The organism is Vibrio sp. Isolate33, assembly GCF_022397895.1.
Classification (GTDB): Bacteria; Pseudomonadota; Gammaproteobacteria; order Enterobacterales; family Vibrionaceae; genus Vibrio; species Vibrio pomeroyi.
The window spans coordinates 49,458-73,466 of record NZ_JAKEUP010000002.1 but is presented as its reverse complement, the minus strand read 5'-3'; the positions used below and the strand labels follow the sequence as shown (position 1 = coordinate 73,466).

Here is a 24,009-nt window from a genome sequence, read left to right as displayed (position 1 = left end):
CTCCATAAAGGAGGCCTAAATTACACATTTAGTAATTAAATTACACATTTAATGTAATTTAGCGTAAGATCAGTCCACAAGCCCGGAGCTGACCGCGTACTTAGCAAGCTCAGCTGTAGAGTGAATATCGAGCTTATGCTTAATATTTTGCCTGTGGGTTTCTACCGTTCGATAGCTGATATTCAGTGCCTTCGCGACCTCTTTGCTGCTCTCCCCTTTCGCGACTAATTTCAACACCGCTTCTTCACGTCTGCTCAATGGATTCTTCACAGATTGCGTCGGAGTAATTGGCTGAGTAAACAAATTCTGCGTCACTTTTTCACAGAAATAGGTCGAGCCTTGATTGACCGTTTTGATTGCCTGCACCATTTTTTCAGCCGAAATCTCTTTCAACATATAGCCGACCGCACCCGACTGCATCACCTTCATGATGTATTCACGGTTGTTATGCATAGTCAGCATCAGCACTTTTGCTTCTGGGTCTTCTTCTTTGATCAGGTGGGTTGCGTCAATGCCATTCATGATTGGCATGCTGATGTCCATCAACACCACATCAGGGCGCAGCGTTTTCACTATCTCGACGGCTTCTAGCCCATTACTGGCTGTGCCGATCACGCTAATATCTGGCTCAAGTTCCAATCTCGCCATAAAGCCATCCATTACTACTTGGTGATCGTCAGCGATCACAACTCGAATAACTTCACTCATTCACTAATCCTTCTAGTGTTAGTAACACTGTAATTTCTGTTCCGAAGCCAATTTCACTCATCAGTTCAAAGTCACCACCAATGAACTCTACTCGCTCTCTCATATTGCGCAGACCGATCCCTCGTTTTTCCATCGCTTTATAGGTATTGAAACCGACACCGTTATCTTGAATCAGTAACTGCAGTACGTTACCAATTTGCTGGGCAATAACCGTTACTTTGGTCGCTTGTGCATGTTTCTCTATGTTGTTCAGTGACTCTTGCACCACTCGATAGAGGGTCGTTGCCGCCTCTGATTTCAACTTGCCCGGCTGCGTGGCAAACATGGTCTCGACTTCTATGCCCGAGTGCGCCTGAAAATCTAACAACAATGAAGACAACGCCGCTTCTAAACCAATATCATCCAATGAACTTGGGCGAAGTTGGTGCGAGATGTGCCTCACCTCTTCAATGGCTCGCATCAGTGAATGCTGTGATTTATTCAGATGCGCTTTTAAGTCTTCACTCTGTAACTTATTACCAAGTAGCTCCAAGTGGCAACGACTCGACACTAATAATTGATTAATACCATCATGCAGCTCTCGCGCTAGGTGTTTCTTCTCGTCTTCTTGGAACATCACCGTCTTATGTGCCAGTTCTTTGAGATTGTTATCGGCAATACGATGTTCATGCATGTTGATGGCTAAGGTAAGCACGATAATAACCGCCACTGTCACACTCAGAATCACCACAATCGAAAAGAACGTGGTTTCAATGTTCTTGTTTATCTCGGCCTGCATCGAAGCCACTTCCTGATGCACATCTTCGATATACAAACCAGTGCCAATCATCCAGTCCCAGCGTTCTAGCCAAGCGGCATAACTCAACTTAGACACCACCTCACCCGTCGATGGCTTTTGCCATAAATACTGGTGAAAACCTCCACCGGTTTGCGCCTCTCTTAACAGCGCCTCTATCAGAAAGTCGCCATCTTCGTCTTGCAGTTCGAGTAGGTTTTGGCCAATCAATTCAGGCTGAATCGGATGAACTAAATTGGTGCCGTGGCGATCGTAGGCAAAGAAATACCCGTCAGATCCATATCTAAGTTTAGACAATATGGCTCGAACTTCCGTTTTGGCTTGGGCTTCTTGGATGTCAGGGTCGTTATAGATGTGCTCAATGGCATCGAATGCGAGGTCTACTGTGTCCTTTAAGGCGTTTTCACGCGACTTGATTAAGCTGTCTCTGAAGATCTCGACCTCTTTCGCACCTAACGTTTTGGTTTGGTGTAACGAGATCCAACTAATGCTCGCCGTTACCAGTAGCAACGGGAGTAGCGTCAGCAAAATCAGCTTGGCTTTTAGAGGCATTCCTTTTCCTCACTAAAAACGGCCTATTGAACATCAATAAGCCGTTTTATTTTAGCAATTTATAGATAGCCGTTGAAACATATCATTCACATTCTTGGCGTCACTCACATTCCATAGAACGCAGGAAATGCGAGAAGTGATCCAAGTACGAGGATCTGAATCAGAATGAATGGCATCACACCGCGGTAGATGTCTTTCGTAGTTACGCCTTTTGGTGCCACGCCTTTTAGATAGAACAGGCTGAAGCCAAATGGCGGCGTTAAGAATGAGGTTTGTAGATTCATCGCAATCAGGATAGCGAACCATGTCATGTTGATGCCCATTAGCTCAGCAACTGGCGCAATGATTGGTACGATGATGAAACAGATCTCTACAAAGTCGATAAAGAAACCCAGAATCAAAATCACTAACATGGTGATGATCAGGAATCCCCATTTCTCACCCGGAAGCTGTAGCATCCACTCTTCAACCAGATAGTCACCACCGGTATAAGTGAACGCCATCGAGAATGCGGTTGCACCCAGCAAGATAGCAAACACCATCGCCGTTACTTTCACCGTCTCTTTCGACGCTTCATACACCATCGACCAACTAAACTGACCGTAAAGCAGTGCCAATACCATCGCACCCGCGCCACCTAATGCCGCAGACTCTGTTGGCGTTGCCACACCCGCAAAGATTGAACCCAACACGACTATGATTAACGCGAGAGGCGGAAGAATCGCTTTAAGTGCATCCAATACTTCTTGCTTACGGCTGATTGAGTCGTCTCGCTCAATCGGTTGAGCCGCTTCAGGATGTAGCTTGGCATATATTAAGATGTAGAGAATGTACGCGCCGACTAACATTACGCCCGGCCAAATTGCCGCTTGGAACAAGTCCCCTACTGGCACACCTAATACATCACCTAACAAGATCAATACGATGGATGGCGGAATGATTTGCCCTAACGTACCAGACGCACAAATGGTGCCGCACGCTAGGCCTTTGTCGTAGTTGTACTTAAGCATTACTGGTAATGAGATAAGCCCCATTGCAACAACTGACGCACCAACTACACCAGTAGAAGCCGCAAGCAGTGAACCTACTAGCACGGTTGAAATCGCGATACCACCACGAACGCCACCAAACAGTCGTCCCATAGACTCAAGCAACTGCTCAGCAAGCTTGGTCTTTTGTAGAACAAGTCCCATGAAAACAAACAATGGAACGGCCATCAGCACCGTGTTTTCCATAATTGATTGAATTCGATATGGCATGAAGGCAAACATCTCAATGCCCTCAGCCCAAACACCAAAGATTAACGCGATACCACCAAAGGTGAACGCCACTGGGAAGCCAAGTAAAAGCGCAAACAAGGCTACGAAAAACATTACTATTCCAATCATGTTCAGCCTCTACTTGTTCTTTGTATGAATATTGTTTGCATGGATAAGATGCGGATTAAAAATCTTGTTCAGTGAATGCAGGATCAAACCTACGCCACTCAGTGCCATTAAGAAGAATGACAGCGGGATCATAGCTTTGATGATCCAGCGATACGGCAAGCCACCGGGATCGCCTGAGGTTTCACCCAGTTCATAGCTCTCTTTGGCAACATCGATACCAAACCAAGCCACCAGCAAACAAAACGGCAGTAGAAAGATTAGCGTGCCAAGCAGATCAATAATGGCTTGCGCCTTGAAGCTCAGTTGCTCGTAGAACACGTCAACTCGAACATGACCACTTGCTTTGATTGCATAAGGAACACCGAGTAGGAAAACGGCTGAGAAAAGGTGCCATTCCATCTCTTGGAAAGCGATAGAGACATCGTTGAAGGCATATCTCATGACAACGTCATACACGACGTTGGCGATAAGTAAAATAAACAACATACTGGAAAGCCATCCCAGTGCGTCACCGATACGATTAAACAGGCGTTCAATATAAATTAGACTTCGCATTCCCGACTCCATGGAATTTGAAAAGACATCGCGCAGCTGAGGTAACGAGCTGTAGGACGTAGAAAAGGTTCTTGAGCGTAATACAGGATTTATCCTGCTTAGTTATTATGTTTTAAATGAACCCGCCACTGACTCACTCTTAGTTGCCTAATGTGGAAAGCTTTGGGTTCATTTAGATTCAGTTCAACAACTGTCGATTATTTCGCTTGGCTATTTAGGTAAGCTCTATGAGAAATATCCGTCCATGAACGTACTTGCTCTAGGTAGCTTGCTTGTGAAGCTTGAATCTCTTTTGCTAACTCATCTTTCTCAGCATGTGCCGCAAGTAGGCGATCGTTCGCTTCTTTCAGTGCAGACATAACCTCTGGCGGGAAATCTTTCACTTGTACATCTGGGTATTCTGTCTTCATTGAAACCCAGTTCTTACCACTTTCGTGCGTTGCTTGTGTGTACATGTCGTAAGCTGCTGTACGCATTGCAACACGCAAGATTTCTTGTAGGTCTTCAGGCAGCTTGTTCCATGTGCGCTTGTTCACTAGGAATTGAAGCTCTGAACCCGGCTCGTGCCAACCTGTGTAGTAGTAAGGTGCGATTTTATGGAAGCCCATTCGTAAATCCAGTGATGGACCTACCCACTCGAGTGCATCAATCGTGCGACGCTCTAGAGACGTGTAAAGTTCACCTGGGGCAATGTTCGTCGGTTTAGCTCCTAACTCAGCAAGAATCTCGCCCGCAAAGCCTGGAATTCGCATTTTCAGACCTTGTAGATCTTCAACGCTGTTAATCTCTTTTTGAAACCAACCACCCATCTGGATATCGGTGTTACCACCTGGGAATGACATCAAGTTATGTGGAGAGTAAACCTGCTCCATCAACTCCATACCACCACCGTGATAGAACCACGCGTATTGTTCTGCTGGCGTCATACCGAAAGGCATAGAAGTGAAGTAAAGAGTGTTTGGAACTTTACCTTTCCAGTAGTAAGAGCCTGAGTGACCCATGTCGTATTGACCAGACTTAACCATATCAAAAACGCCAAGAGGGGCTTTATGTTTGTTTGCTGAATCGATTCTGATTTGAAGTCGACCATTCGACATCTTCTCAGCCATCGCTGCCATGTTCTTAGTTGCATCACCGAAAACTGGGAAGTTTGGTCCCCACGTTTCTGCAAGCTTTAAACGGTAAACCTTATCAGCGGCTGTAGCACCAGTAGCGACCAAAGCTAAACAAGCCGCAGCGGTTACTGCAACGTTTTTAAAAACTCGTGTGAGGGAGTTAGAAATGAGACTCATATTCACGTCCTTTGTTGGGTTAACACTCTTTCTATGAGCATTTTTTATGATTCAACATAAGAGTGCACCGTGATGAGGCAACAAGATATCAGGGAGAGCACGCACGCATGGTGTGAGCAAAGTTACGTATTAGACCAAAGGATTAAGTAGAACTACGTAGGAGATATTTGAATAGTGTCGATTTCAAAGGAGTTTGGATATTCACCAAGACAATGCGTATTGATAAATACCTAAGTAGTTATAATGAACCGCTATTAACAATTGATTCCCATTTCGTGATGAAGCTCTATCCATTGCTGCATTTTAGGGAAAGTCACCCGCGCTTTTTAGTTAGGCGCCCTACTTTAGGGCTCGCTGATGAGAAGCAAAGCTAGGAATTAGAGATAGCAAGTTAGGCGGTCACTTGGAATGTGAATAACCGGTAGATGAGAATAAGCGGTAGATGAGAATAAGCGGTAAATGAAGTTTATGGCAGATACAAAAAAGCCTCGATAATCGAGGCTTAAAAACTTAACGAAGCGAATGTAATCCCACGGGATTAGATAGCTTTGTAGATAACCTTGTTACCTGCTAGCTGCTCTTTCGCTACTAGGTTTTCTTCAAGAAGTTTTTTCAATGCGCCTGTTGCCCATGAAGCTGCTTTCGCGTCTTCTTGACCAGCTTCTAGGCCGATACCTTTAGGGTTAATGCCTTCAGCATTGCTAACAACGATGTCTAGAACTTGTTGTTGCTTAGGAGTCAGTGCTACTGCAACTTCTTTAGTTGCTGCTACTGTTTTCTCTACCGCTGGTTTTGCTGCTACAGTTTTTTCTGCTACAACTTTCTCTGCGACAGGCTTCGCTTTTTTCGGCGTTGCCACTGCTTTAACTACAGCCGCTTTAGTGCGTTTCTGCAGTTTAGCCTGCACCTTACGCTTATGAGCAAGTCTCATTGAATATTTCTCCAGTTCACTGCTCTTTTCGCAGTGGTGAAAATTTGAAGCGCGATTTATACCAAAAAACAGGAGCTATTTGTAGAGTGAAGCGTCGAAAGTCGACGAAAAATACCGATATTGTCTACTAGCGTCTATTATTTAAACATCGACTTATCAATTCAGGGTCATATACACTGGTTATCCATCCAGACAAAAATATGAAAACTTGGTGTTGCCTATGGACACTCGTCATCTTACTAATTTCTCTTTGCCTTCATTCACTCGCTCGTACCGTATCCTAGCCGTTATTTTGGGCTTCATTTGCCTAATCGTTGCACTCTACAGCGACAACCCAAAGTTACTGATCGTTGGTGCTTTTTGCAGTATTACCCTTCTGGGAACTGGCTATTATTTGATGCTGCGCAGCCGAGTGATGTTCACGCTGACTCCGACTCACTTTCAGCAGCATTTCTATAAAGGCGGTTGGGTTTTGAAATGGAGCAACATCCAAAAAATAGGTCTGTGCACTTACGAACAAGATGGTTGGCATCAACCTTTGCCTTGGGTCGGAGTTAAGGTCAAAGACTACTCGCCCTACCTCGATTCAATCTGCCCTAAGATCACCTGTGAATTATTGCTCAGCCAACGTGCACTTTTGTACTTGGGAGCGAAGCAAGCGGGTAAAGAGTCGAACTTTGAAGACATGGTTTTAGACTCATCTCACTACCACACGCGTTGTACCGAAAACGGCTGTGTTGAATTAAGCCAATATAAAGAATCAAAGAATACCGATGAAGTGAGTTTCAACACTCAACAAACGCAATTGGATGCGGATTCTTCCGATGAAGTAAATAATCAAGATGCGATAATCAAAGACTATTCAGGGTTACAGGCGATGCTTGCCAACAGAATGAAGTATCAAAGAGGCTTTCACGGTTATGACATTTTCATATCAACCCATGATTTGAATATTAGTGGAGAAGAGTTTGTTGGTCTGGCTCGACGTTACTTGGCGGCTGCCGAGCGCCTCTCTGATTAAAATCAAACCGGTTCATAATTAAACTCGCACCCAATAAAAAAGCTTAGCTTTCAGAAGAAAAGCTAAGCTTCATTTTCAATCGTTCTTTTATTAAATCAGAGATTTAGTAGAGTGGCATTTCATCTGCTACGAACGGATTTGAAGCGCGTTCACGGCCAAATGTCGACTCAGGGCCATGACCCGGCACGAATGTTACGTCACTGCCTAGCGGCCAAAGCTTAGTCTTGATTGAAGCGATAAGTGTATTGAAGTCACCTTGTGGGAAATCAGTACGGCCAATTGCACCGTTAAACAGCACATCACCAACAAACGCTAAACGAGCTTGCTCACTGAACAGTACAACGTGACCTGGCGTATGGCCCGGCGTGTGAATCACATCGATAACTTGGTTACCAAAAGTCACTTTGTCGCCCTCTTCTAACCAAGTGTTTGGTTCAAAGGCTTTACACAGTGGGAAGCCGAACATCTGGCTTTGATTCTCTAGGCCTTGCAACCAGAAGTTATCAGCCTTATGTGGACCAACAATATTCACCTTCAAGATCTCAGCAAGAGGCACCGTGCCACCTACATGGTCTAAGTGACCGTGCGTCAGTACCAAGTTCACCACTTTAACACCCAGCTCTTCGATGATAGCGGCTAGTTGTTGAACATCACCACCCGGATCGACAACGATGCCTTCCATGGTTTCATCACACCACACAATCGAGCAGTTTTGAGCGAAAGAGGTAACAGGTACAACTTGATACTTAAGAGACATATACAAACCTTAGAGGGCAAACTGAAATTTGGGCAAACTATGACATTGGATGTCTACTTTGACAAGTGCCTACCGTATCGCCCTTCCACTCAGATTGGCTCTACCAGCTGCGAACTGGGCCAGTATCAATATGGATAAAGTTGCTACGCGCATAATAACCGACACCACCTGCGTTCAGGCTTTTAGCGACGTCTCTCAGCTCTTTCAGGTCAACACCATCGATACGGAAATCGATCGCTTTACCTAGCATGTGGTAACTCTTTTTAGCCACACCGCTCGACTTAGAGCGAAGTGCTTCATTGGTCGCTGGAGAACGGTAACCAGAGATCACCTGAACTTCTTTTTGAATACCTAAGATATTCTGAATCTGAGTAATCTGATCGAACAGGTTCTTGTCCATAGGGTGAATTTCATTGCGGCGGAAATCACGACATAGTTTGCTAAGACGTGCCATCTCGTCACCAACATAGTTAGTGCCATCGAAATAACAAGTCTCTAATCGTTCACCAGTGTGAAGATTGTTCATGCTAATCGTTCTTGGTTGATCAGGGTATGAAGCAAAAGCGATAGAAGGAGTAAGAGAGGCGACAACAGCAGTACCACCAGCGTAAGTCAGAAACTGACGGCGTGAAAATAAACTTTGAGACATACAGCAAAAAAACCAATTAGATCGAACGAAAAATGCACGATACATAATGGTATTTGCTGCGTCAACGTACAAAAACCACGCAAAACGTTAGTATTTGTAACCTTTGTACGGTTAGTTATTGATACTCATTATAATTTTATCAATAGAAGCTTCGTTGTCATTTTTTGGTCAAGATCACCTTTATTGGTCGTATTTTAATCAGCCACCCTCTTTATCATATTGGTAGATGTCGCCGCGGTACTGTATGCCGCCCTCTTCAAACAGCACGGTTTGATAGATGATATGCACGGGAATGCGCTTCTTGAGGCGAACCTTAGTATTAGGGGCAAGGTCGTCATTCTGATTCGGGACCTTCCTTACCTTGGTCGCAAACAACAGCTCTGCTAGTTCTTCTGCGTGTTCAACACGTATGCAACCTGAGCTATAGGCACGGAAGTCATCATTAAACAGACCTTTACTTGGTGTATCGTGCAGATAGATCGCTCGCTTATTGGGTGTGTTGAACTTATACAAACCTAATGCGTTGCGTGAACCAGCCTGCTGACGCATCCGATATGGGAACGAGTTGAAGTTGATGGTCTGCCAATCGATCTCTGTGGTGTCGACCGTTTCCATTGAGCGCCAACCGTCAATCACTTGGAAGTTATTCGTTTCAAGGTAACTTTCGTCGGCTTTTACTTTGGGCAGGATGTCTTTGACCATGATTTTCCATGGCACATTCCAAGTCGGGTTTAAGATGACTGAATCTAGATTTATCTCTAGAAGCGGCGTTTTTCTCGATTTTCTACCGACCACAACTTTGGACTCAAAAACCTCTTCGCCACCTTCCCAATACTTCATGTCAAAACTCGGCACGTTAACAACAATGAGAGAATCTCTGTCTCTTGGCCACAAACGAACACGTTCAGCATTCAGAGCTAGTGAGGTTAACCGATCATCAAAGCCCATGTTGATCCACTTGATCGTGTCAGGGCCGACGATCCCATCATCTGTAAGACCGTGCATACGCTGGAAGGACTTAATCGCCGTTTGCAGATCTCGATCGAACTTAGGGAAATCGACCGCGATCATCGAAGTATCAACGCCAACCAAGGCAATACGTTCAACAAGAATGGCTTTGTCTGAAAGCTGGTCGCCCAAGCGTTTCAAGCCTTTCTGTCTGTATCGCTCAATCTTGAGTTCAGACGCCGTTTCTAACACAGAATAGGTTGCTTTGAATTGATCGAAATCCCCTACCGGTGGCGCGTAAGACAACACCATCTCCAATAAGTAATCATTGGCGACACTGCTTTTCAGTCTCATCAGAATATGCGGAGAAGGCGCAGGCAATTTGGAATGCAGCTTACCCGAGAAGTACCACTCCTTACCGGCAAGTGGCGCATTTTCAACGTAGCTTAAGTAATAGATAAAGGTGTCGGTGAGTAAAATGTCTAACTCTTGCCATTGACCACGAGATTGGTACTGACGGATTTGTTTTAATTGTCGATCAAAAAGCGGCGCCATTTGCGCTTGTTCTAACAGCGACAGTTGGAATTCAAACGCTTTAACAAGTTCCGGTGAATCCCAAAGGATAGGAAGAGAAGAGTCTTGATAAATACTCTGGGTGAGCTCTGGATAAATCAGCATAAATGAGAGTTCTGAATCAGCCGGAATGAAACGGCTCTCGTCAGAACTCGTATAGCTCCATGCGTGCACAGAAACTAACACCAATAATCCACAGAAGTATTTCGCTAACATGCTTAACTCCGCCACCAGTAATCCCATAAGTATGGCAAAGAATTGGGAGTAAGCATGTTATTTTTTAAGGGATTTTATGAATCAGATTGCACTCCAATGATTATCCCACTGGACCGATGATTGCTGGCTTGATTTCTCATAAGGCTTGCGTTGGCTGACCACACTGCCCGCTCCAGAACTGAGTCTAAACTCACCATCAAGCAGCACAGCACCAGAAGCATCGGATAGCGCAGACAACTCCACTAACTCTTTCGTCTCTTTAGACCAAATACCGTAGCAGTTACCTCGTGGTGAGGTAGCAATAATCCAATCATCTGACGCCGCAATACTTGCAATATAGTGATTAAACCTTGCCCACTGTTCAGGCTCTGCGTTCAGAGGTTCAAACTGTCCGCCTTTAGTGTGCATCGCCAACAGCGAAGGATACTCGTCCGGTTCACCGCGATATTGCTGACCACAAAGCACGGTTTCAGCGCCATCGTGCGCTAAGTGTCGAATGCTTAGCTTCTTGTCCAACAGCTCCACTTGATCAAGTAGTACACCTTCAGGAGATACATAACTTAAGCTTGGTTGCATTGAATCCAAGTTTTTCGGTGTTCTTCCGTCGGTATGAACACCACCAACGCCGATCGCGAGATTGCCATCGGGCATGATGATCACTTCATGAGGGCCGATACCAAAATCGGAGAACTCTTCAACCTTACGATAGCCTTGTTCGACATCGTAAACGCCGATCACACCTTGGCTGCTGTCCGTTTTACCTTCAGTGGCATACAGTAACTTGCCATCTAACGAATAAACACCATGACCATAGAAGTGGCGGTTGTTCCCTTTCACCACCATTTTAATCTGCTCACCCTTTTTATAGTCGAACACCATAAAATAGTCACCAGGACGACGAGCAAACACCACCGCATGCGATGAGGTTGGGCAAATAGCGACGCCATGACCACGATCAGGAATCGGCAACTGGCTCAATGGCATGCCATATTCATCAGCCACAACCGCTGAATATTGACCACGGCCATTTAGCGCACAGCCAATCAGCTGAGGATCATTAGATGTACTCACGCCATCCTTTCGGCTCGCACAGCCAAATGGAAGCACAGGAACAGCTGCACAACCCAGTGCAGCCTTGAGTAGCGTTCTTCTCGTATTATCAGTCACCATCGGTAGCATTAAATCCTATTACCACGCCAAGCTCGATCGCCACTTCTTCATGAATCAGGTACTTCAAACGTTCAAGTTTATTGTATTGAGTCAGCACCTCGCGGTAGCCCTCTTTACTCTGCAGTAACTCGAACAAGCTTGAATCAGTCGGCCAAGTCTCTAGCGTCAATATGAACTGGTCTGCAACACGATCAGCAAGGTCATTTAAGCCCTTCTCTCTCAATAATCCGTCTAGGCCATTGCCATCAGCAAGGTACAAGTTCTGAAGTGCTGCTACGTTTGCTTTTAGTTGAGTCATCGAGGTTTGTGCACGCCATGATTCTGAGAAATAAGGACGCGGATGACCAATTTTCGCCATCGGACGACTCAGCTTTTTCATGCTGTAATCAAGCTGGTTAGTCAATAAAGCGATGTACTCCGATTCCCAACGCATCTCGTCCAGTGCTAACCATGGGTTAATCTGCCAAGCTTCAGCAATAGAGGCTGATTTCATCGCCAAGTTTTGGGCGATAGCTTGTGAAGATAAGCAACCTGAAGCTTTGTCTTGAAGCAGTGGAGATTGCTCGTCGTACAGAGACCATTCCAATGCGCCAAGTCCTTGAACAGTAACACTCTGCTGTGCGATTTCGTCTTGTGACCAAGCTTTATCTTGCTGAGTCAGCTGACGCATTTTAAGGCCTGTGGTGTTCTTTTTGTCTGGCCAAAACTGAACATTCCAACTCTCTTCCAGTGCCGCGGTTGGGCCTCTTTCTTGACCTTGCAGTGCCATCCAACTATTCATCGTGAGTTGCCACTGATTTTTCAAAGCATCCAGCTCAACATTGTTGGTTTCACAGTAACCCTGCATCAAGGTTTCCAGTTCACTGGCTTGTTTAGCGAATAGCACGGCTGAATCAAACTCTTGTTGATATACGCTGCGACTGATATGAGCAGTCGTGTCTGCTTGATAAGAAACACCATTAACCTCAGATGAAGCCGTTTGCTCACCCGATGATTGGCAGCCTGCCATGATTAATACCGACAAAGGCATTAACAAAAATTTATGTGTCATGCTGTTACCTTACTTCCTAGTTTTTCTTTTAATTATATGAGTTCAATAAATATGAAACGACCGCTGAGCTCGTATTCCTACAAGTTCAGCGGTTGTGTACTTTAAGTTAACTTTTTATCCGTGCTAACTCAGTCGTTGGGGCGCTGAGCTTCAGACTGCCTATAGCGAGTTCAAAAATGCCAGCAGTGCTTCACGCTCGGTCGCATTCAAAGACAGAACTTTCTGTTTCGCCACCTCAGCTTCACCACCGTGCCAAAGCACCGCTTCCATAACGTTTCTTGCACGACCGTCATGAAGCAAGAAGGTGTGACCATTTACTTCTTTGGTATAGCCTAATCCCCACAATGGTGTGGTGCGCCACTCTTGACCATTAGCAAGATACTCAGGGCGATTGTCCGCTAAGCCTTCACCCATGTCGTGTAGCAGCATGTCCGTGTATGGGCTAATTAACTGATTAGATAATGCAGGCAGACCTTCTCGCTCTGCCGTACGGAACTCAGCTTGGTGACAACTTTGACAGCCAACGTCTTTGAACAGTTTTTTACCTTGCACGACAGCTGGGTTATCTACGTTACGGCGAATTGGAACCGCTAAGTGTTGTGAATAGAACTCAACAAAATCTAGGATGTTGTCGCTCACTTCTGGCTCACCACCATTTGGGAAATCATCACAAGTCGATTGCGCAGCTGTGCAGTTTTCGTTCGGGAACAAGCTGCTCGTTAAGCCTAAGTCACCATTAAATGCCGCTGCGTTTTGCTGCATTAGATTTGGCTGTCCGGCTTTCCAACCGAAGCGACCGAGCGCCATCTCGTTGGTTTGAACATCAAGAACATAGTTGGCTTTACCCGACACGCCCTGTTTGTCTGCCAATTGTTGCTCAGCAAATCCTAGAATCGTTTCTTTCGGAATGCTCTCAAGCAAGCCAAGGCCGATCATTGGCGGAGCAACACGAGCTGAAAATTCAGTTTTAGGATGCATCTCACCGAACGCAAGTTCAGTAATTTTTAAAGTGGGTTTACGCAGAGTAACGACAGTGCCGTCTTTGAATTCAACAGGAACATCGGTGTAACTGATGTTCACTTTACCCTCTGGCTTAACACCTTGAAGTGCGAAATCTTGTAGCTGACCGCCGTAGGTCGGTTCTGGAATACCTCCATCGCGAATAAAGGCTTGTCTCTGCTCTGGCGTTTCAGCCGGAATGCTTAAACGAACCAACATGGATACTGCGTTCTCATCGCCTTTTTCTGGCGCGTGACCACGACCATCTTTGATGTGACAGTTTTGACAACCGTTGGTATTAAATAGTGGTCCTAATCCATCACGAGCATCAGTTGATGACGGCGCAGGAACCCAAGGGTTTCTAAAGAAGCTGTTACCTACGCTGAAATCCAAGCGTTTGCTCATAGGTAGGTTGGCTGCGGGAAGAGAAAAAGCGTTCGCTCCCTCTTTCTTCACGGTCGTTTTGCCACCAGAGTAGGTTTCATGAGCGTGTAATGGAGATACGAAAAACAGTGCGGTTAATAGTGAGGCTGAGAGATACGACTTCATACATTGCCTTGCTGTGTTTTTGATTTTAGTTTTTATTTGGGAGTGACTTTCTTGAGTAGCAAACAATTAAGGGCTCAATGAGAGCCCTTACATTGGTTTTGGTCTCGGGTTCTTAGAACTCGTGATCAGCCGTGTCCGGGTTTAGGCTATCAATACCAATCACACCAGCAGCACGCTCAATTGCAGCAGTTTGAGACACTAGAGCAACAATTGTTTTGTTTACTAGTGCGTTACCTGCAGCGTTGTCAGCAGCGATTAGCTGATCGAAGTGCTGATTGTTTTTCTCTGCAGACGTTACTAGCTCGCCTACTTGTGCACGTGCTAGATCAAACTGCTTTTGGATCTCTTTCGCAGCTTGCTCATCTTTTTGCTCTACTAAGTCAAACAGGCTTGGACCTGAAAGTAGAGTACCGTCTTCACGCTTGTATAGACCCGTGTAAACGTTGTAGATGCCTTGCTCGTTGTAGTAGTGAGAGTTATGCGTGTTATCAGAGAAACAATCGTGCTCGTCTTCCGTTGAGTTAGCTTCTAGTGCTACCTTCATACGCTCGCCCGCTAGCTCACCTAGAGACAGTGAACCCATGCCGAATAGCATTTTACGTAGGCCATTCTCGCTAGATTCAGAAAGAAGCTCTTGACGGTAGTTGCCTTTCTCGCCTTCAGCCCACTGCTTTTCCATCCACTCTAGGTCTTGGATAAGTAGCTCAGCTGATGCTTTTAGGTATGCGCCACGACGGTCACAGTTACCATTAGTACACTCAGCACCAACAACGAAGTCAGTGTAAGCACGCTCACCTGCACCACTGTTAGTGCCGTTTAAATCTTGGCCCCAAAGTAGGAATTCAATCGCGTGGTAGCCAGATGCTACGTTCGCTTCAGAACCGCCGATCTCGTTAAGGTCTGCGATTAGCTCAGGGGTGATGTTTGTTGCGTCAACAGTTGTCTGACCAATTTGGAAAGTCTTGTTCGCAACGATGTTTGCGCTAGCGCCTTCGTTACCAAGCTCATATTGGTAATCAGAAGAAACGTAGTCGATAAGGCCTTCATCTAGTGGCCATGCGTTTAGTTGGCCTTCCCAATCATCAACAACAACGTTACCAAAGCGGAACACTTCAGATTGTTGGTAAGGAACACGAGACTCAAGCCAAGCTTGTTTTACTTGTTCGAAGTTGCCAGCAGAAGGAGAAGCTAAGAAGGTATCAATAGAAGAGTTCAACGCTTTTGCTGTGATTACTGAATCGGCAAACACTGCATGAGCAATATCTGCGTAATGTTCTACAACTTGATCTTGAGTTACTGCTGCGAAAGAAGAAGCAGAGGCAAAAATGAGTGACGAAGTTACGGCTTTTGTCACTAAAGATTTAATGGTCATGAAGCATCCTTGTTGAGCTTTAAATTATTATTCGTAGTAATAGTGCAAACCATTATCATTTACACTACGGATTTGAATAATACAAACTTACAATTTTATTGCAAGATAAATACAAAAAAACCTCACGTTTGTGAGGTCTTTGAACATTTTTGTGTTATACGCAACAAAGATGGCTAATCAGATATCCAGATTATGCTTACCGTGTGAGACTTTGGCCTTCAAGTAGCTTTCGTTACCCGACTTAATGTGAGCAGAGGTGTTCACTACTTCTGCAATCTCAATACCAAACTCTTTAAGTTCATTGATTTTCTTAGGATTGTTGGTCACTAAGCGAATTTTTGTGGTACCCAAAGCACGCAGCATTTCTGCCGCTTCAGTGAAATCACGTAAGTCATCGCCAAAACCTAAGTGGTTATTCGCTTCGTAAGTGTTCATCCCTTCGCTTTGGAGACGGTACGCATCAATCTTGTTGTATAGACCAATACCACGACCTTCTTGGCGTAGATAAAGAATCACACCGCCCGTTTCGCCCATAATTCTAATGGTTTCGTCTAATTGCTCACCGCAATCACAACGAGAAGAATGGAAAACATCACCAGTAAGACACTCAGAGTGCATACGAACAAGAGGTATGTCTTGTGTCTTGTCTGCTGATTTAAATATCACAGCCACATGCTCTTTATCTGTTTTCAACCCATGAAAAGACAGAAGTTCAGCATCGATACTGCTTGTTACCCCTACTTTGAAATCTATTCTGGCACGCACTTCCGCCATAGCTATACTCACTTGAAAATTCAATGTATTTAACAACACTACAGGATATGTCTAGGCAATATTTTGTAGTGGACTATCTAATGATAGACACTATGAGGCTGTTAACAATTTTTTTCAAGGTCGACCACGAACAAATTGTTATAATATAACAATTTATTTTTCAGATAAGAAAAAACCCCACATTGAGGTGGTCAATGTGGGGTTGTAAATTAATCACTTGCGACTAAGACTGTGTTTTTACAGAACGCTCAACTTACTTGAGTTTGCTTCCAGATGACAAGCTGAACCCAAGCATTTTCTAATTCAGTGAGCTCTTCTTGCGTAAGTGTAGAAATGCTCGACTTCGCACTGTATTTTTCTGCCCACTTGTCTGACTGGACATGAGTATGGAACTCTTTCTTTAAATTTGAGATTACGTTATCCACAGATACATCCTTATATAACAGTGCTTAGCCTTTATAATCCTTTAATGTTACAAAATACAGCTCAATTGGTAAACAGTAATACATATTTTTTATGAGCCCTTTCTGACACTTTTTACTGATAAATATATAAATAAGAGAAATAATAGGCTTGGTAGAAGCCAAAGTAATAGGTTTGAGGCGCTCATTGCTGGCTTATAAAGCACAAACTCGCCAAATCGCTCTGTCATATATTGAGTGATTTCATTATTACTCTTCCCTTTTTTCACCATATTAAACACAACAAGACGTAAATCTTTTGCTATCGGCGAGTTCGATTCAATCAGGTTTTGATTCTGACATTGAGGGCAGCGCAGCGTTTTTGCCAAGCTAATAGCACGCTGTTGTTGATCCGGGCTTTCAAACTCAAACAGTTCAACCTGAATGCTTGTCTCTTTATTACTGGCTGTAAACAACTCTTCTGCCATGCTCGGAAAGCTAATAGTAATAATTGCAGACAAGATTACGACTATCTGTATAAAAGACTTCATCATCCAATCTCACCATCAAAGTACATAGCAAGTTCGTTTTGCCAGACAGATTCATTAATCACACCCAGTAGTTTCTTAATGATTTGGCCGTCAGCATCAACCAAGTACGTCTCCGGCGTTCCTATGACTCCTAACTCCAAGGCCAACTTCCCCTGAGGATCGCTAATAACTTTTGAATATGGGTTTCCATCGTTCGACAACACATTAATCGCGGCAGCTGAATTATCTCGGTAATTGAGCCCAACAATAGGAATGCCTTTATCGTGGAGCTTGAGCAAAAAGGCGTGTTCGGTTTTGCAGATACCACACCATGACGCCCAGACATTCACCAACTGATAAGGGTGCTCAGTAATATCCGTTCGCGTCAGTTCTTGTTGCCCTCTGACTCCTTCGCTATTGTCTAACGCTATCGATGTAAATTCAGGGAACGATCTCTGTTGCGTCGATACTGTGGTGGTTTGCTGCTTATTATCAAGCGCGAACAAAAACGCCAACACCACTATCAGTGCTAATACAATGAGCGTGATGAGTTTGTTACGAACGCTGGTATTCATACTTTGACGCCTTAACGGTTTTCTTTTTACGATAAATCAATGAGAGCAACGCACCTAAAATAGAGAACAACCCACCGAACCAAATCCAACGAGCATAAGCCTTATATTGAACGCGGAATGCGTAAGCGGTTGAATCCACTTTTTCACCCATGGTGATATACACGTCGCCATGCCAGAACCACTTCATTGCAGGCTCACTCATGTTCATGACTCGAACTTGGTAATGTCTTCTTTCAGGTGTGATGAAAAAGCTTCGGTCATTAGCCTCTAGGTCAAGCACTGCCCTTTCGGCAGTATAGTTCGATGCAACATAAAGCTCAGTATCACGATGAGACAGCGTCCAGTCCATAAACTCAACTTGTTCCCCAGGGCTCAATTTATAGCTGCGTTCAAACGAATGGTAGCTGTTCATGGTGGCACCTACGGCTAATACTGCGACACCCACATGTGCGAATGTCATTACCCATACTTTACGTTGGAATTTAGAACTCCGTGTGACCACTAAGCCGTAAACATGAGTCAGTACAACCCAAAACGCGAGTGACCATGTCATCAGTGCCATCACATGAATCTTCTCTACTTGCACAACATAGCAGGTAAACCCGAGAGCAATAGATAGCAGAGCGATTAACGCCATAACGCCTTTCGAAGCTTGGGGTTTGATACTGAGTAATGGAGCAAGGCCAACAACGCCCATTGCAAGCAAAGCTAACGGTGCTATCAGCAGGTTAAAGTAAGGTGCGCCTACCGATATGTTTCCAAGACCTAACAGCTCAAACACCATTGGATAGAAAGTACCGAACACCACAACCGCCGTTCCCAAAACGAATATGAGCACGGCAACTAAACTCAAAAAGCTTTTGCTGGCAAAGCGCGTGATTGGGCTCGACTCAAAAGACTCACCACGCACAATGAGCAGAGAAAACGAACTCACCAACACCACGACTAAGATCAGTAACAGTGCGATGCCTTTACTTGGGTCAACCGCGAATGCGTGTACTGAAGTAAGTACGCCAGAGCGAACAATAAAGGTGCCGAGAATACTTAGACAAAACGTAATAAAGGCAAGGCTCAGAGACCATTTCAACAGTTGTTGCTTGCCCTTGGCAACACCCAAAGTATGTAGCAAAGCGGTAGAAGTGAGCCACGGTAACAAGCTCGCGTTTTCAACAGGATCCCAGAACCACCAGCCGCCCCAACCCAATTCGTAATATGCCCACCAAGAACCAAGAATGATCCCCGCGGTTAAAAAGATCCACGCAACTAAACACCAGCTTCGACAATGAGCGACCCAATCAAACTCGATCGGATCAACCAATAGCGCTGCGACTGCAAAGGCCAGTACAACCGAAAACCCTACGTAGCCTAGATAAAGTAATGGCGGATGGAATATCAAACCGACATCTTGCAGCATTGGATTAAGGTCTCGCCCTTCAAGCGGCAAGGTTGAATTCAATTCAAATGGGTTTGATGCGAACAGCGTGAACCAAGCGAATATCGCAAGTAATACATTCATCACCCACAGCACACGGCTTTGATATTCACTTGAGTAGCGCTTTTGCAAAGCGATAACACCGGACCAACAGCTGATAGTCAACACCCAAAACAGCAATGAGCCTTCATGCCCTGCCCACACGGCGGCCATTTTAAAAAAGGGAGGTAACTGTGTATTGGAATGTTCTGCGACATACAGAATCGAGAAGTCGTCACTGATAAAGGCATAGCCGAGCAGAACAATAGCACCAATGGAAAATAGTGCGCTTGAAAGAGAGAAACTGCGAATTAAACCAAGATTCGGTGATTGCTTGGCGAGCATTGGGTAAATCGAATGCACAGCGATAATGCTGCTAAGCACAGCGACCAAAACTAAACTAAACAGCCCCAAAGAACCGACCATATCACCTCAATAAGGCTCCACCAAAGCAGAGCCAAGTAAAACCATTGTTAGCTTCTTTACGCAAAGAAACAGAGAATGAGTAAGCAGATGCTCGGTATCCAGCATCTGCTTACTAGTGCGAAATTAAGCTATCGTTAACTGCCCTGCGTAAAGGACAAAAGTTCGTAGCATTAACACGCCCATTAAGCTCAAAGACGTCACGGAAAAGATATACACCGAACTATGACGAATAGAGTCTGGCGTGACAGCATTGAGTAACAAGGGTAAAACCATGCCTACCCCAATAACACCGTACCAAAACCAACTTGCCCAGAAGCCGCTGCCAATTGCGTTCCACACTGCTTGTTCGCTTTGTCCACCAGCAAATACCAGCCCAGTAAAGAAAGTCACCAGAACAAACAACTCGAACATCACAACCGGACGCTCAAATCCGTGAATCCAAGAAACACTGATGCTGTGTGGCGATTCTTTGAAGACCAAAACACCAAACAAAATACACGCAGCAGCACCCGAAGATAAACTCGAGAATAAGAATAGAATCGGCAGCACTGGGTTATTCAGCATTGGGAAGGTATTTAACGCCGAAAGCAGGAAGCCAGTGTAAGCGGCAAGCATCAGAGCAAGAATAGCTAAGAATATTTCCAAAGCATTTTCAAACACTTCTATTTTGCCAATCCAATTTCCGACAAAATCGAGTCGTCCTTTTAACCAAGCTTGGTCATTCAAGAACACAACGATTTGATCTCGGAATATAATGCCGATCCAAAGGAATAGGATCACCATATACACTTGGAATAAGATCACACCCATCGACATCACAGACGTTGGGTTATAGAAGATCATGATCTTCCAAAAAGATAACGGTTTTGTTAGATGGAAGACCAAGATCAGCAGACCTGAAATGATCCCAAATGGCGCAAGAAAAGCGGTCGCCTTTAACACACCATTATGAGCAGGATCGCCTTCAATGACCTTTCGTTTAAGGTAAATGGAAATCATGACGGCACCCGCCGACATCCCCGCCAGAAATAGATAGATAGCTATAATCCAGTCCCATACCACGGTACCAGACTGAAAAGCTGTGTCCCATGCACTCATAATCAAATCTCCCCTTTTTGGTGTGGCACTTTATAGAGTTTTGGCTGAGTCCCTAGGTAGGCTTTATCTCTGTAAACCACTTCCGATTGAAGCACTTGGTTTATCTCACTCTTAGGGTCGTTCAGGTCGCCAAATATCAGCGCGTTAGTTGGGCAAGATTCAACACAAGCAGGTAACTTCCCTTGAGCCAAGTTAGTATCACGGCAGAAGTTACATTTATCAGCGGATTTATTCTCTGGGTGGAAAAAGCGCACTTGATATGGACAAGCTAATAAGCAGTAACCACAACCCACACACTTCTCTTTGTGCACATCAACAATGCCGGTTTTCTCATCTTTATAGGCTGCACCCGTTGGGCAAACCATCACACACGGAGCATTATCACAATGTTGGCAAGAGTTACGGGTAAAACGGTAATCAACATTTGGATATTCGCCTTGAGGTTCACTCTTAATGATCTCTAAGCGTGATACACCCTCTGGCACTTTATTTACTTCACGACACGCTTCAGTACAGGCTGTACAACCGATACATGCGGTTTCATCATGAACCATCCCGTAACGCTTAGTGCCATCTTCCTGAACATTGGCCAACGTTTTACGGCTTGTTACCGCCGCCGTTCCTGCAACCCCAGTCGTAAAGATCACAGCGCCTGCGCCAGCTAAAAAGTTTCTTCTTGAGCAGCTCATAGATTACTCCCCTTCTTTCTTCTGGTTGAAGTCTGAATGGCAATCCACGCACAGCTTAATGGTTTGCTTTTTATCTAAGCTCAACACCTTAGCTTCAGTCGCATGAACATCATGGCAGTTTGAACACGTTAAGTTCTGTGCGTGAACATCGTGAGTCCAGCTCGCTTCACGCAGATCATCCGGTTTATGACAATCTATACATTGGCTATTGGCGTCTAAAATTAAACTAGGATCGAGGAAGACCTTTTCAGTTCCTTGCTGTGATTGGGCCGCGCGATACTTCACCACTTCAGGTGCACCTTCACGGTGATCGGGGCCAATAGAGGTATGACAATCGGTACAATTCACTTCACGACCAAGTAAAGCGTGTGCGCTCTTACCATGTGAACCCAATATCGTTTCTTTGGAGTCTTTATGGCATTGAACACACTTGTAGTCTTTGTCGCGGATTAATTCGACTTCATGTCTTGTTGATTCTCCTACTGGCGTAACAGCAGGCTCAGCAACAGCATGAATGGAATAACCATAGAGGCAGAATGCTAGAAGGGATTTAAGCATTATGACTATGGCCAATTTAATATTGCCCATTTTATCCTTTCCTTATACCGGCATTATTTAACTCTCAACTAAATAATATTCCGGTTAAACAAAAGTACCCTTAAACGATATTATTAACGTTTAAATGATATCAATTCTTATTTTGGATAAGCCACAACGCTTTCTATATTTAGAATATACCTCTAACTAGGTAATGCGAAATTTACAAAGGTTAATATGTGAACACAATCACCCTATTTATCACAAGGGCATAGTATGTAATTGCTTGTTATATTTGATAATAATTATCACTTAAATCTCTCTCCTCACGCCAGTGCATACCCCTTTAGGGTTATATAAACTTCAACGTGATTAAAGTCACTGCCATTAATTGATCTAAAACAAGCAAACTTCCGACACGTAACAAAATGTGTTTATTTATGAATTAATATAAACAGGAATTCTCCAGTTCTTAATTTGAATAGCAAACTCACAACGCTTGGTATAAAAATCAGTATATTGGAGATATCACTGTGAAAAAGCACTGGATACGTAATTCCGTCACAGCACTATTAATGGTTAGCGCGTCACTAGCAAGCGCGACCAGTTTTGCTGCGTCTGAACAAAAAGAAATTGGTGATCCTCGTAACGACCAGTTCGAGCAAAACCACCCTGATCAATATCACTCATGGAGACAAACGTCAGAAAGTGAAACTATTGAAGATGCGCTAAAAGAAGATCCAAACATGGTGATCATGTGGGCTGGCTACGGGTTCGCAAAAGACTACAACAAAGCGCGCGGCCACTTTTATGCGATTGACGATGTAAGACAGACCTTGCGTACTGGCGGTCCGACTGACGAAAGCTCAGGTCCAATGCCAATGGCATGTTGGAGTTGTAAGAGCCCAGACGTTGCACGTGTTATTGAAGAACGCGGTGAAGATGGCTACTTCGAAGGTAAGTGGGCACGTCTTGGTAACGAGATCGTCAACCCTATTGGTTGTGCTGACTGTCATGACACCCAAAGCGATGAGTTCAAAAACGGCGAGCCAGCACTGAAAGTGACGCGTCCTTATGTTGAACGTGCTTTCGAAGCGATTGGTAAAAAGTTTGATGAGCAGAGCCGTTTAGATCAACAAGCTTCAGTTTGTGCACAATGCCACGTGGAATATTACTTCACAGGCCCAACCAAAGGCGTGAAATTCCCTTGGGATAAAGGGACACGTGTTGAGCAAATGGAAGAGTACTACGATGACATCAACTTTAAGGATTGGACGCACAAGGTATCTAAAGCACCAATGCTAAAAGCGCAACACCCTGGCTATGAAACATGGCGTGAAGGTATTCACGGCAAAAACAAAGTCGTTTGTGCTGACTGTCATATGCCTAAAGTCACCAAAGAAGACGGCACAGTTTACACCGACCATAAAGTAGGTAATCCGTTTGACCGCTTCGAAGATACGTGTGCTAACTGCCATACTCAATCTAAAGAGACCATGCGTAACATCGTTTCAAGCCGTAAAGCTCAAGTGCTGAACATGAAGCTGACCGCTGAGAAACAAATCGTTGCTGCTCACTTTGAAGCAGGCGCGGCATGGGAAGCGGGTGCAACAGAGCAAGAGATGGAACCAATCCTACTGGATATTCGTCACGCTCAATGGCGTTGGGACTACGCAATCGCGTCTCATGGTGTTCACATGCATGCACCAGAAGTGGCACTTGAGGTTCTAGGTACAGCTGTTGACCGTGCAGCCGATGCTCGTACTAAGATCATTCGTCTATTAGCGAAGAAAGGCATCACCGACCCTATCGAAATTCCTGATATATCAACCAAAGAAGCGGCTCAAAAAGCGCTAGGAATGGACATGGATAAGATGAACGCTGAGAAACAACACTTCTTAGACACGGTTGTTCCTAAGTGGGAAGAGCAAGCTGAAAAACGTGAAGCGAACTACGAATACTAGTTTCTTCAAATAGACCA

At 44.6% G+C, this 24,009-nt stretch carries 23 protein-coding genes; 2 read left to right on the top strand and 21 right to left on the bottom strand.

What is annotated here, in order from left to right; translation table 11 throughout:
* Positions 1 to 69: 69 nt before the first annotated feature.
* The 6 genes from L1D37_RS03665 to L1D37_RS03640 form a co-directional block, all read right to left on the bottom strand.
* The gene (locus L1D37_RS03665) at positions 70 to 708 is read right to left on the bottom strand and encodes a response regulator transcription factor (RefSeq protein ID WP_176680967.1); all 639 of its coding nucleotides are present in this window, start codon (positions 706 to 708) and stop codon (positions 70 to 72) included.
* Complete coding sequence (locus L1D37_RS03660; protein ID WP_048659562.1) at positions 701 to 2,056, bottom strand: cache domain-containing protein; 1,356 nt, start codon at positions 2,054 to 2,056, stop codon at positions 701 to 703. Before L1D37_RS03660 ends, L1D37_RS03665 begins: the two co-directional genes overlap by 8 nt.
* Positions 2,057 to 2,160: 104 nt before the next feature.
* On the bottom strand, positions 2,161 to 3,444 hold the full coding sequence (locus L1D37_RS03655; protein ID WP_048669258.1) for a TRAP transporter large permease subunit: 1,284 nt from the start codon (positions 3,442 to 3,444) through the stop codon (positions 2,161 to 2,163).
* 9 nt (positions 3,445 to 3,453) lie between these two features.
* A complete protein-coding gene (locus L1D37_RS03650) occupies positions 3,454 to 3,999 on the bottom strand; it encodes a TRAP transporter small permease subunit (protein WP_239846913.1) in 546 nt (181 codons plus the stop codon).
* 197 nt (positions 4,000 to 4,196) lie between these two features.
* Positions 4,197 to 5,291, bottom strand: a complete 1,095-nt coding sequence (locus tag L1D37_RS03645; RefSeq protein WP_017060957.1) for a TRAP transporter substrate-binding protein — start codon at positions 5,289 to 5,291, stop codon at positions 4,197 to 4,199.
* A gap of 538 nt (positions 5,292 to 5,829) precedes the next feature.
* The gene (locus L1D37_RS03640; protein WP_048664741.1) at positions 5,830 to 6,222 is read right to left on the bottom strand and encodes a hypothetical protein; all 393 of its coding nucleotides are present in this window, start codon (positions 6,220 to 6,222) and stop codon (positions 5,830 to 5,832) included.
* Between the two features lie 220 nt (positions 6,223 to 6,442).
* Between L1D37_RS03640 and L1D37_RS03635 the strand changes: the two genes are divergently transcribed.
* Positions 6,443 to 7,243, top strand: coding sequence for a DUF2982 domain-containing protein (locus tag L1D37_RS03635; RefSeq protein WP_239846912.1), 801 nt, complete (start codon positions 6,443 to 6,445; stop codon positions 7,241 to 7,243).
* Positions 7,244 to 7,346: 103 nt separating this feature from the next.
* Here L1D37_RS03635 and L1D37_RS03630 read toward each other — a convergent pair whose 3' ends face one another.
* The 15 genes from L1D37_RS03630 to nrfB form a co-directional block, all read right to left on the bottom strand.
* Entirely contained in the window at positions 7,347 to 8,000 is a 654-nt protein-coding gene (locus tag L1D37_RS03630; protein WP_132935726.1) for an MBL fold metallo-hydrolase, read from the bottom strand.
* Between the two features lie 100 nt (positions 8,001 to 8,100).
* The gene (locus L1D37_RS03625) at positions 8,101 to 8,649 is read right to left on the bottom strand and encodes a YcbK family protein (protein WP_048607178.1); all 549 of its coding nucleotides are present in this window, start codon (positions 8,647 to 8,649) and stop codon (positions 8,101 to 8,103) included.
* A gap of 198 nt (positions 8,650 to 8,847) precedes the next feature.
* Positions 8,848 to 10,386, bottom strand: a complete 1,539-nt coding sequence (locus tag L1D37_RS03620; protein ID WP_239846911.1) for a L,D-transpeptidase family protein — start codon at positions 10,384 to 10,386, stop codon at positions 8,848 to 8,850.
* 81 nt (positions 10,387 to 10,467) lie between these two features.
* Positions 10,468 to 11,556, bottom strand: coding sequence for a DUF1513 domain-containing protein (locus L1D37_RS03615; RefSeq protein WP_239846910.1), 1,089 nt, complete (start codon positions 11,554 to 11,556; stop codon positions 10,468 to 10,470).
* On the bottom strand, positions 11,546 to 12,607 hold the full coding sequence (locus L1D37_RS03610; protein WP_239846909.1) for an imelysin family protein: 1,062 nt from the start codon (positions 12,605 to 12,607) through the stop codon (positions 11,546 to 11,548). The genes L1D37_RS03615 and L1D37_RS03610 overlap by 11 nt, the downstream gene beginning before the upstream one ends.
* Before the next feature lie 159 nt (positions 12,608 to 12,766).
* Positions 12,767 to 14,155 (bottom strand): di-heme oxidoredictase family protein, encoded by a 1,389-nt coding sequence (locus L1D37_RS03605; RefSeq protein ID WP_239846908.1) that lies wholly within the window; start codon positions 14,153 to 14,155, stop codon positions 12,767 to 12,769.
* Between the two features lie 112 nt (positions 14,156 to 14,267).
* Positions 14,268 to 15,527 (bottom strand): imelysin family protein, encoded by a 1,260-nt coding sequence (locus tag L1D37_RS03600; RefSeq protein WP_176680959.1) that lies wholly within the window; start codon positions 15,525 to 15,527, stop codon positions 14,268 to 14,270.
* 177 nt (positions 15,528 to 15,704) lie between these two features.
* A complete protein-coding gene (gene ribA / locus L1D37_RS03595) occupies positions 15,705 to 16,301 on the bottom strand; it encodes a GTP cyclohydrolase II (RefSeq protein WP_032500341.1) in 597 nt (198 codons plus the stop codon).
* A gap of 248 nt (positions 16,302 to 16,549) precedes the next feature.
* Positions 16,550 to 16,726: a hypothetical protein gene (locus tag L1D37_RS03590; RefSeq protein WP_176680958.1), complete on the bottom strand. Its 177-nt coding sequence runs from the start codon at positions 16,724 to 16,726 to the stop codon at positions 16,550 to 16,552.
* 89 nt (positions 16,727 to 16,815) lie between these two features.
* Entirely contained in the window at positions 16,816 to 17,256 is a 441-nt protein-coding gene (gene nrfF / locus L1D37_RS03585; protein WP_239846907.1) for a heme lyase NrfEFG subunit NrfF, read from the bottom strand.
* Positions 17,253 to 17,807 (bottom strand): DsbE family thiol:disulfide interchange protein, encoded by a 555-nt coding sequence (locus L1D37_RS03580; protein ID WP_239846906.1) that lies wholly within the window; start codon positions 17,805 to 17,807, stop codon positions 17,253 to 17,255. Before L1D37_RS03580 ends, nrfF begins: the two co-directional genes overlap by 4 nt.
* Positions 17,788 to 19,704, bottom strand: a complete 1,917-nt coding sequence (locus tag L1D37_RS03575) for a heme lyase CcmF/NrfE family subunit (protein ID WP_239846905.1) — start codon at positions 19,702 to 19,704, stop codon at positions 17,788 to 17,790. The genes L1D37_RS03580 and L1D37_RS03575 overlap by 20 nt, the downstream gene beginning before the upstream one ends.
* A 123-nt stretch (positions 19,705 to 19,827) precedes the next feature.
* The gene (nrfD, locus tag L1D37_RS03570; protein ID WP_239846904.1) at positions 19,828 to 20,802 is read right to left on the bottom strand and encodes a cytochrome c nitrite reductase subunit NrfD; all 975 of its coding nucleotides are present in this window, start codon (positions 20,800 to 20,802) and stop codon (positions 19,828 to 19,830) included.
* Between the two features lie 2 nt (positions 20,803 to 20,804).
* Complete coding sequence (nrfC, locus tag L1D37_RS03565; protein WP_017632059.1) at positions 20,805 to 21,491, bottom strand: cytochrome c nitrite reductase Fe-S protein; 687 nt, start codon at positions 21,489 to 21,491, stop codon at positions 20,805 to 20,807.
* A gap of 3 nt (positions 21,492 to 21,494) precedes the next feature.
* Positions 21,495 to 22,079, bottom strand: a complete 585-nt coding sequence (gene nrfB, locus L1D37_RS03560) for a cytochrome c nitrite reductase pentaheme subunit (protein ID WP_123301150.1) — start codon at positions 22,077 to 22,079, stop codon at positions 21,495 to 21,497.
* Positions 22,080 to 22,561: 482 nt separating this feature from the next.
* Between nrfB and nrfA the strand changes: the two genes are divergently transcribed.
* Positions 22,562 to 23,992, top strand: a complete 1,431-nt coding sequence (nrfA, locus tag L1D37_RS03555) for an ammonia-forming nitrite reductase cytochrome c552 subunit (RefSeq protein ID WP_239830862.1) — start codon at positions 22,562 to 22,564, stop codon at positions 23,990 to 23,992.
* The last annotated feature ends 17 nt before the right edge of the window (positions 23,993 to 24,009 follow it).

What these genes read in the sequence shown, in the direction of transcription:
- L1D37_RS03665 (WP_176680967.1), bottom strand. Translation starts at nt 708, where the DNA reads ATGAGTGAAGTTATTCGAGTTGTGATCGCTGACGATCACCAAGTAGTA.
- L1D37_RS03660 (WP_048659562.1), bottom strand. Translation starts at nt 2,056, where the DNA reads ATGCCTCTAAAAGCCAAGCTGATTTTGCTGACGCTACTCCCGTTGCTA.
- L1D37_RS03655 (WP_048669258.1), bottom strand. Translation starts at nt 3,444, where the DNA reads ATGATTGGAATAGTAATGTTTTTCGTAGCCTTGTTTGCGCTTTTACTT.
- L1D37_RS03650 (WP_239846913.1), bottom strand. Translation starts at nt 3,999, where the DNA reads ATGCGAAGTCTAATTTATATTGAACGCCTGTTTAATCGTATCGGTGAC.
- L1D37_RS03645 (WP_017060957.1), bottom strand. Translation starts at nt 5,291, where the DNA reads ATGAGTCTCATTTCTAACTCCCTCACACGAGTTTTTAAAAACGTTGCA.
- L1D37_RS03640 (WP_048664741.1), bottom strand. Translation starts at nt 6,222, where the DNA reads ATGAGACTTGCTCATAAGCGTAAGGTGCAGGCTAAACTGCAGAAACGC.
- L1D37_RS03635 (WP_239846912.1), top strand. Translation starts at nt 6,443, where the DNA reads ATGGACACTCGTCATCTTACTAATTTCTCTTTGCCTTCATTCACTCGC.
- L1D37_RS03630 (WP_132935726.1), bottom strand. Translation starts at nt 8,000, where the DNA reads ATGTCTCTTAAGTATCAAGTTGTACCTGTTACCTCTTTCGCTCAAAAC.
- L1D37_RS03625 (WP_048607178.1), bottom strand. Translation starts at nt 8,649, where the DNA reads ATGTCTCAAAGTTTATTTTCACGCCGTCAGTTTCTGACTTACGCTGGT.
- L1D37_RS03620 (WP_239846911.1), bottom strand. Translation starts at nt 10,386, where the DNA reads ATGTTAGCGAAATACTTCTGTGGATTATTGGTGTTAGTTTCTGTGCAC.
- L1D37_RS03615 (WP_239846910.1), bottom strand. Translation starts at nt 11,556, where the DNA reads ATGGTGACTGATAATACGAGAAGAACGCTACTCAAGGCTGCACTGGGT.
- L1D37_RS03610 (WP_239846909.1), bottom strand. Translation starts at nt 12,607, where the DNA reads ATGACACATAAATTTTTGTTAATGCCTTTGTCGGTATTAATCATGGCA.
- L1D37_RS03605 (WP_239846908.1), bottom strand. Translation starts at nt 14,155, where the DNA reads ATGAAGTCGTATCTCTCAGCCTCACTATTAACCGCACTGTTTTTCGTA.
- L1D37_RS03600 (WP_176680959.1), bottom strand. Translation starts at nt 15,527, where the DNA reads ATGACCATTAAATCTTTAGTGACAAAAGCCGTAACTTCGTCACTCATT.
- ribA (WP_032500341.1), bottom strand. Translation starts at nt 16,301, where the DNA reads ATGGCGGAAGTGCGTGCCAGAATAGATTTCAAAGTAGGGGTAACAAGC.
- nrfF (WP_239846907.1), bottom strand. Translation starts at nt 17,256, where the DNA reads ATGATGAAGTCTTTTATACAGATAGTCGTAATCTTGTCTGCAATTATT.
- L1D37_RS03580 (WP_239846906.1), bottom strand. Translation starts at nt 17,807, where the DNA reads ATGAATACCAGCGTTCGTAACAAACTCATCACGCTCATTGTATTAGCA.
- L1D37_RS03575 (WP_239846905.1), bottom strand. Translation starts at nt 19,704, where the DNA reads ATGGTCGGTTCTTTGGGGCTGTTTAGTTTAGTTTTGGTCGCTGTGCTT.
- nrfD (WP_239846904.1), bottom strand. Translation starts at nt 20,802, where the DNA reads ATGAGTGCATGGGACACAGCTTTTCAGTCTGGTACCGTGGTATGGGAC.
- nrfC (WP_017632059.1), bottom strand. Translation starts at nt 21,491, where the DNA reads ATGAGCTGCTCAAGAAGAAACTTTTTAGCTGGCGCAGGCGCTGTGATC.
- nrfB (WP_123301150.1), bottom strand. Translation starts at nt 22,079, where the DNA reads ATGGGCAATATTAAATTGGCCATAGTCATAATGCTTAAATCCCTTCTA.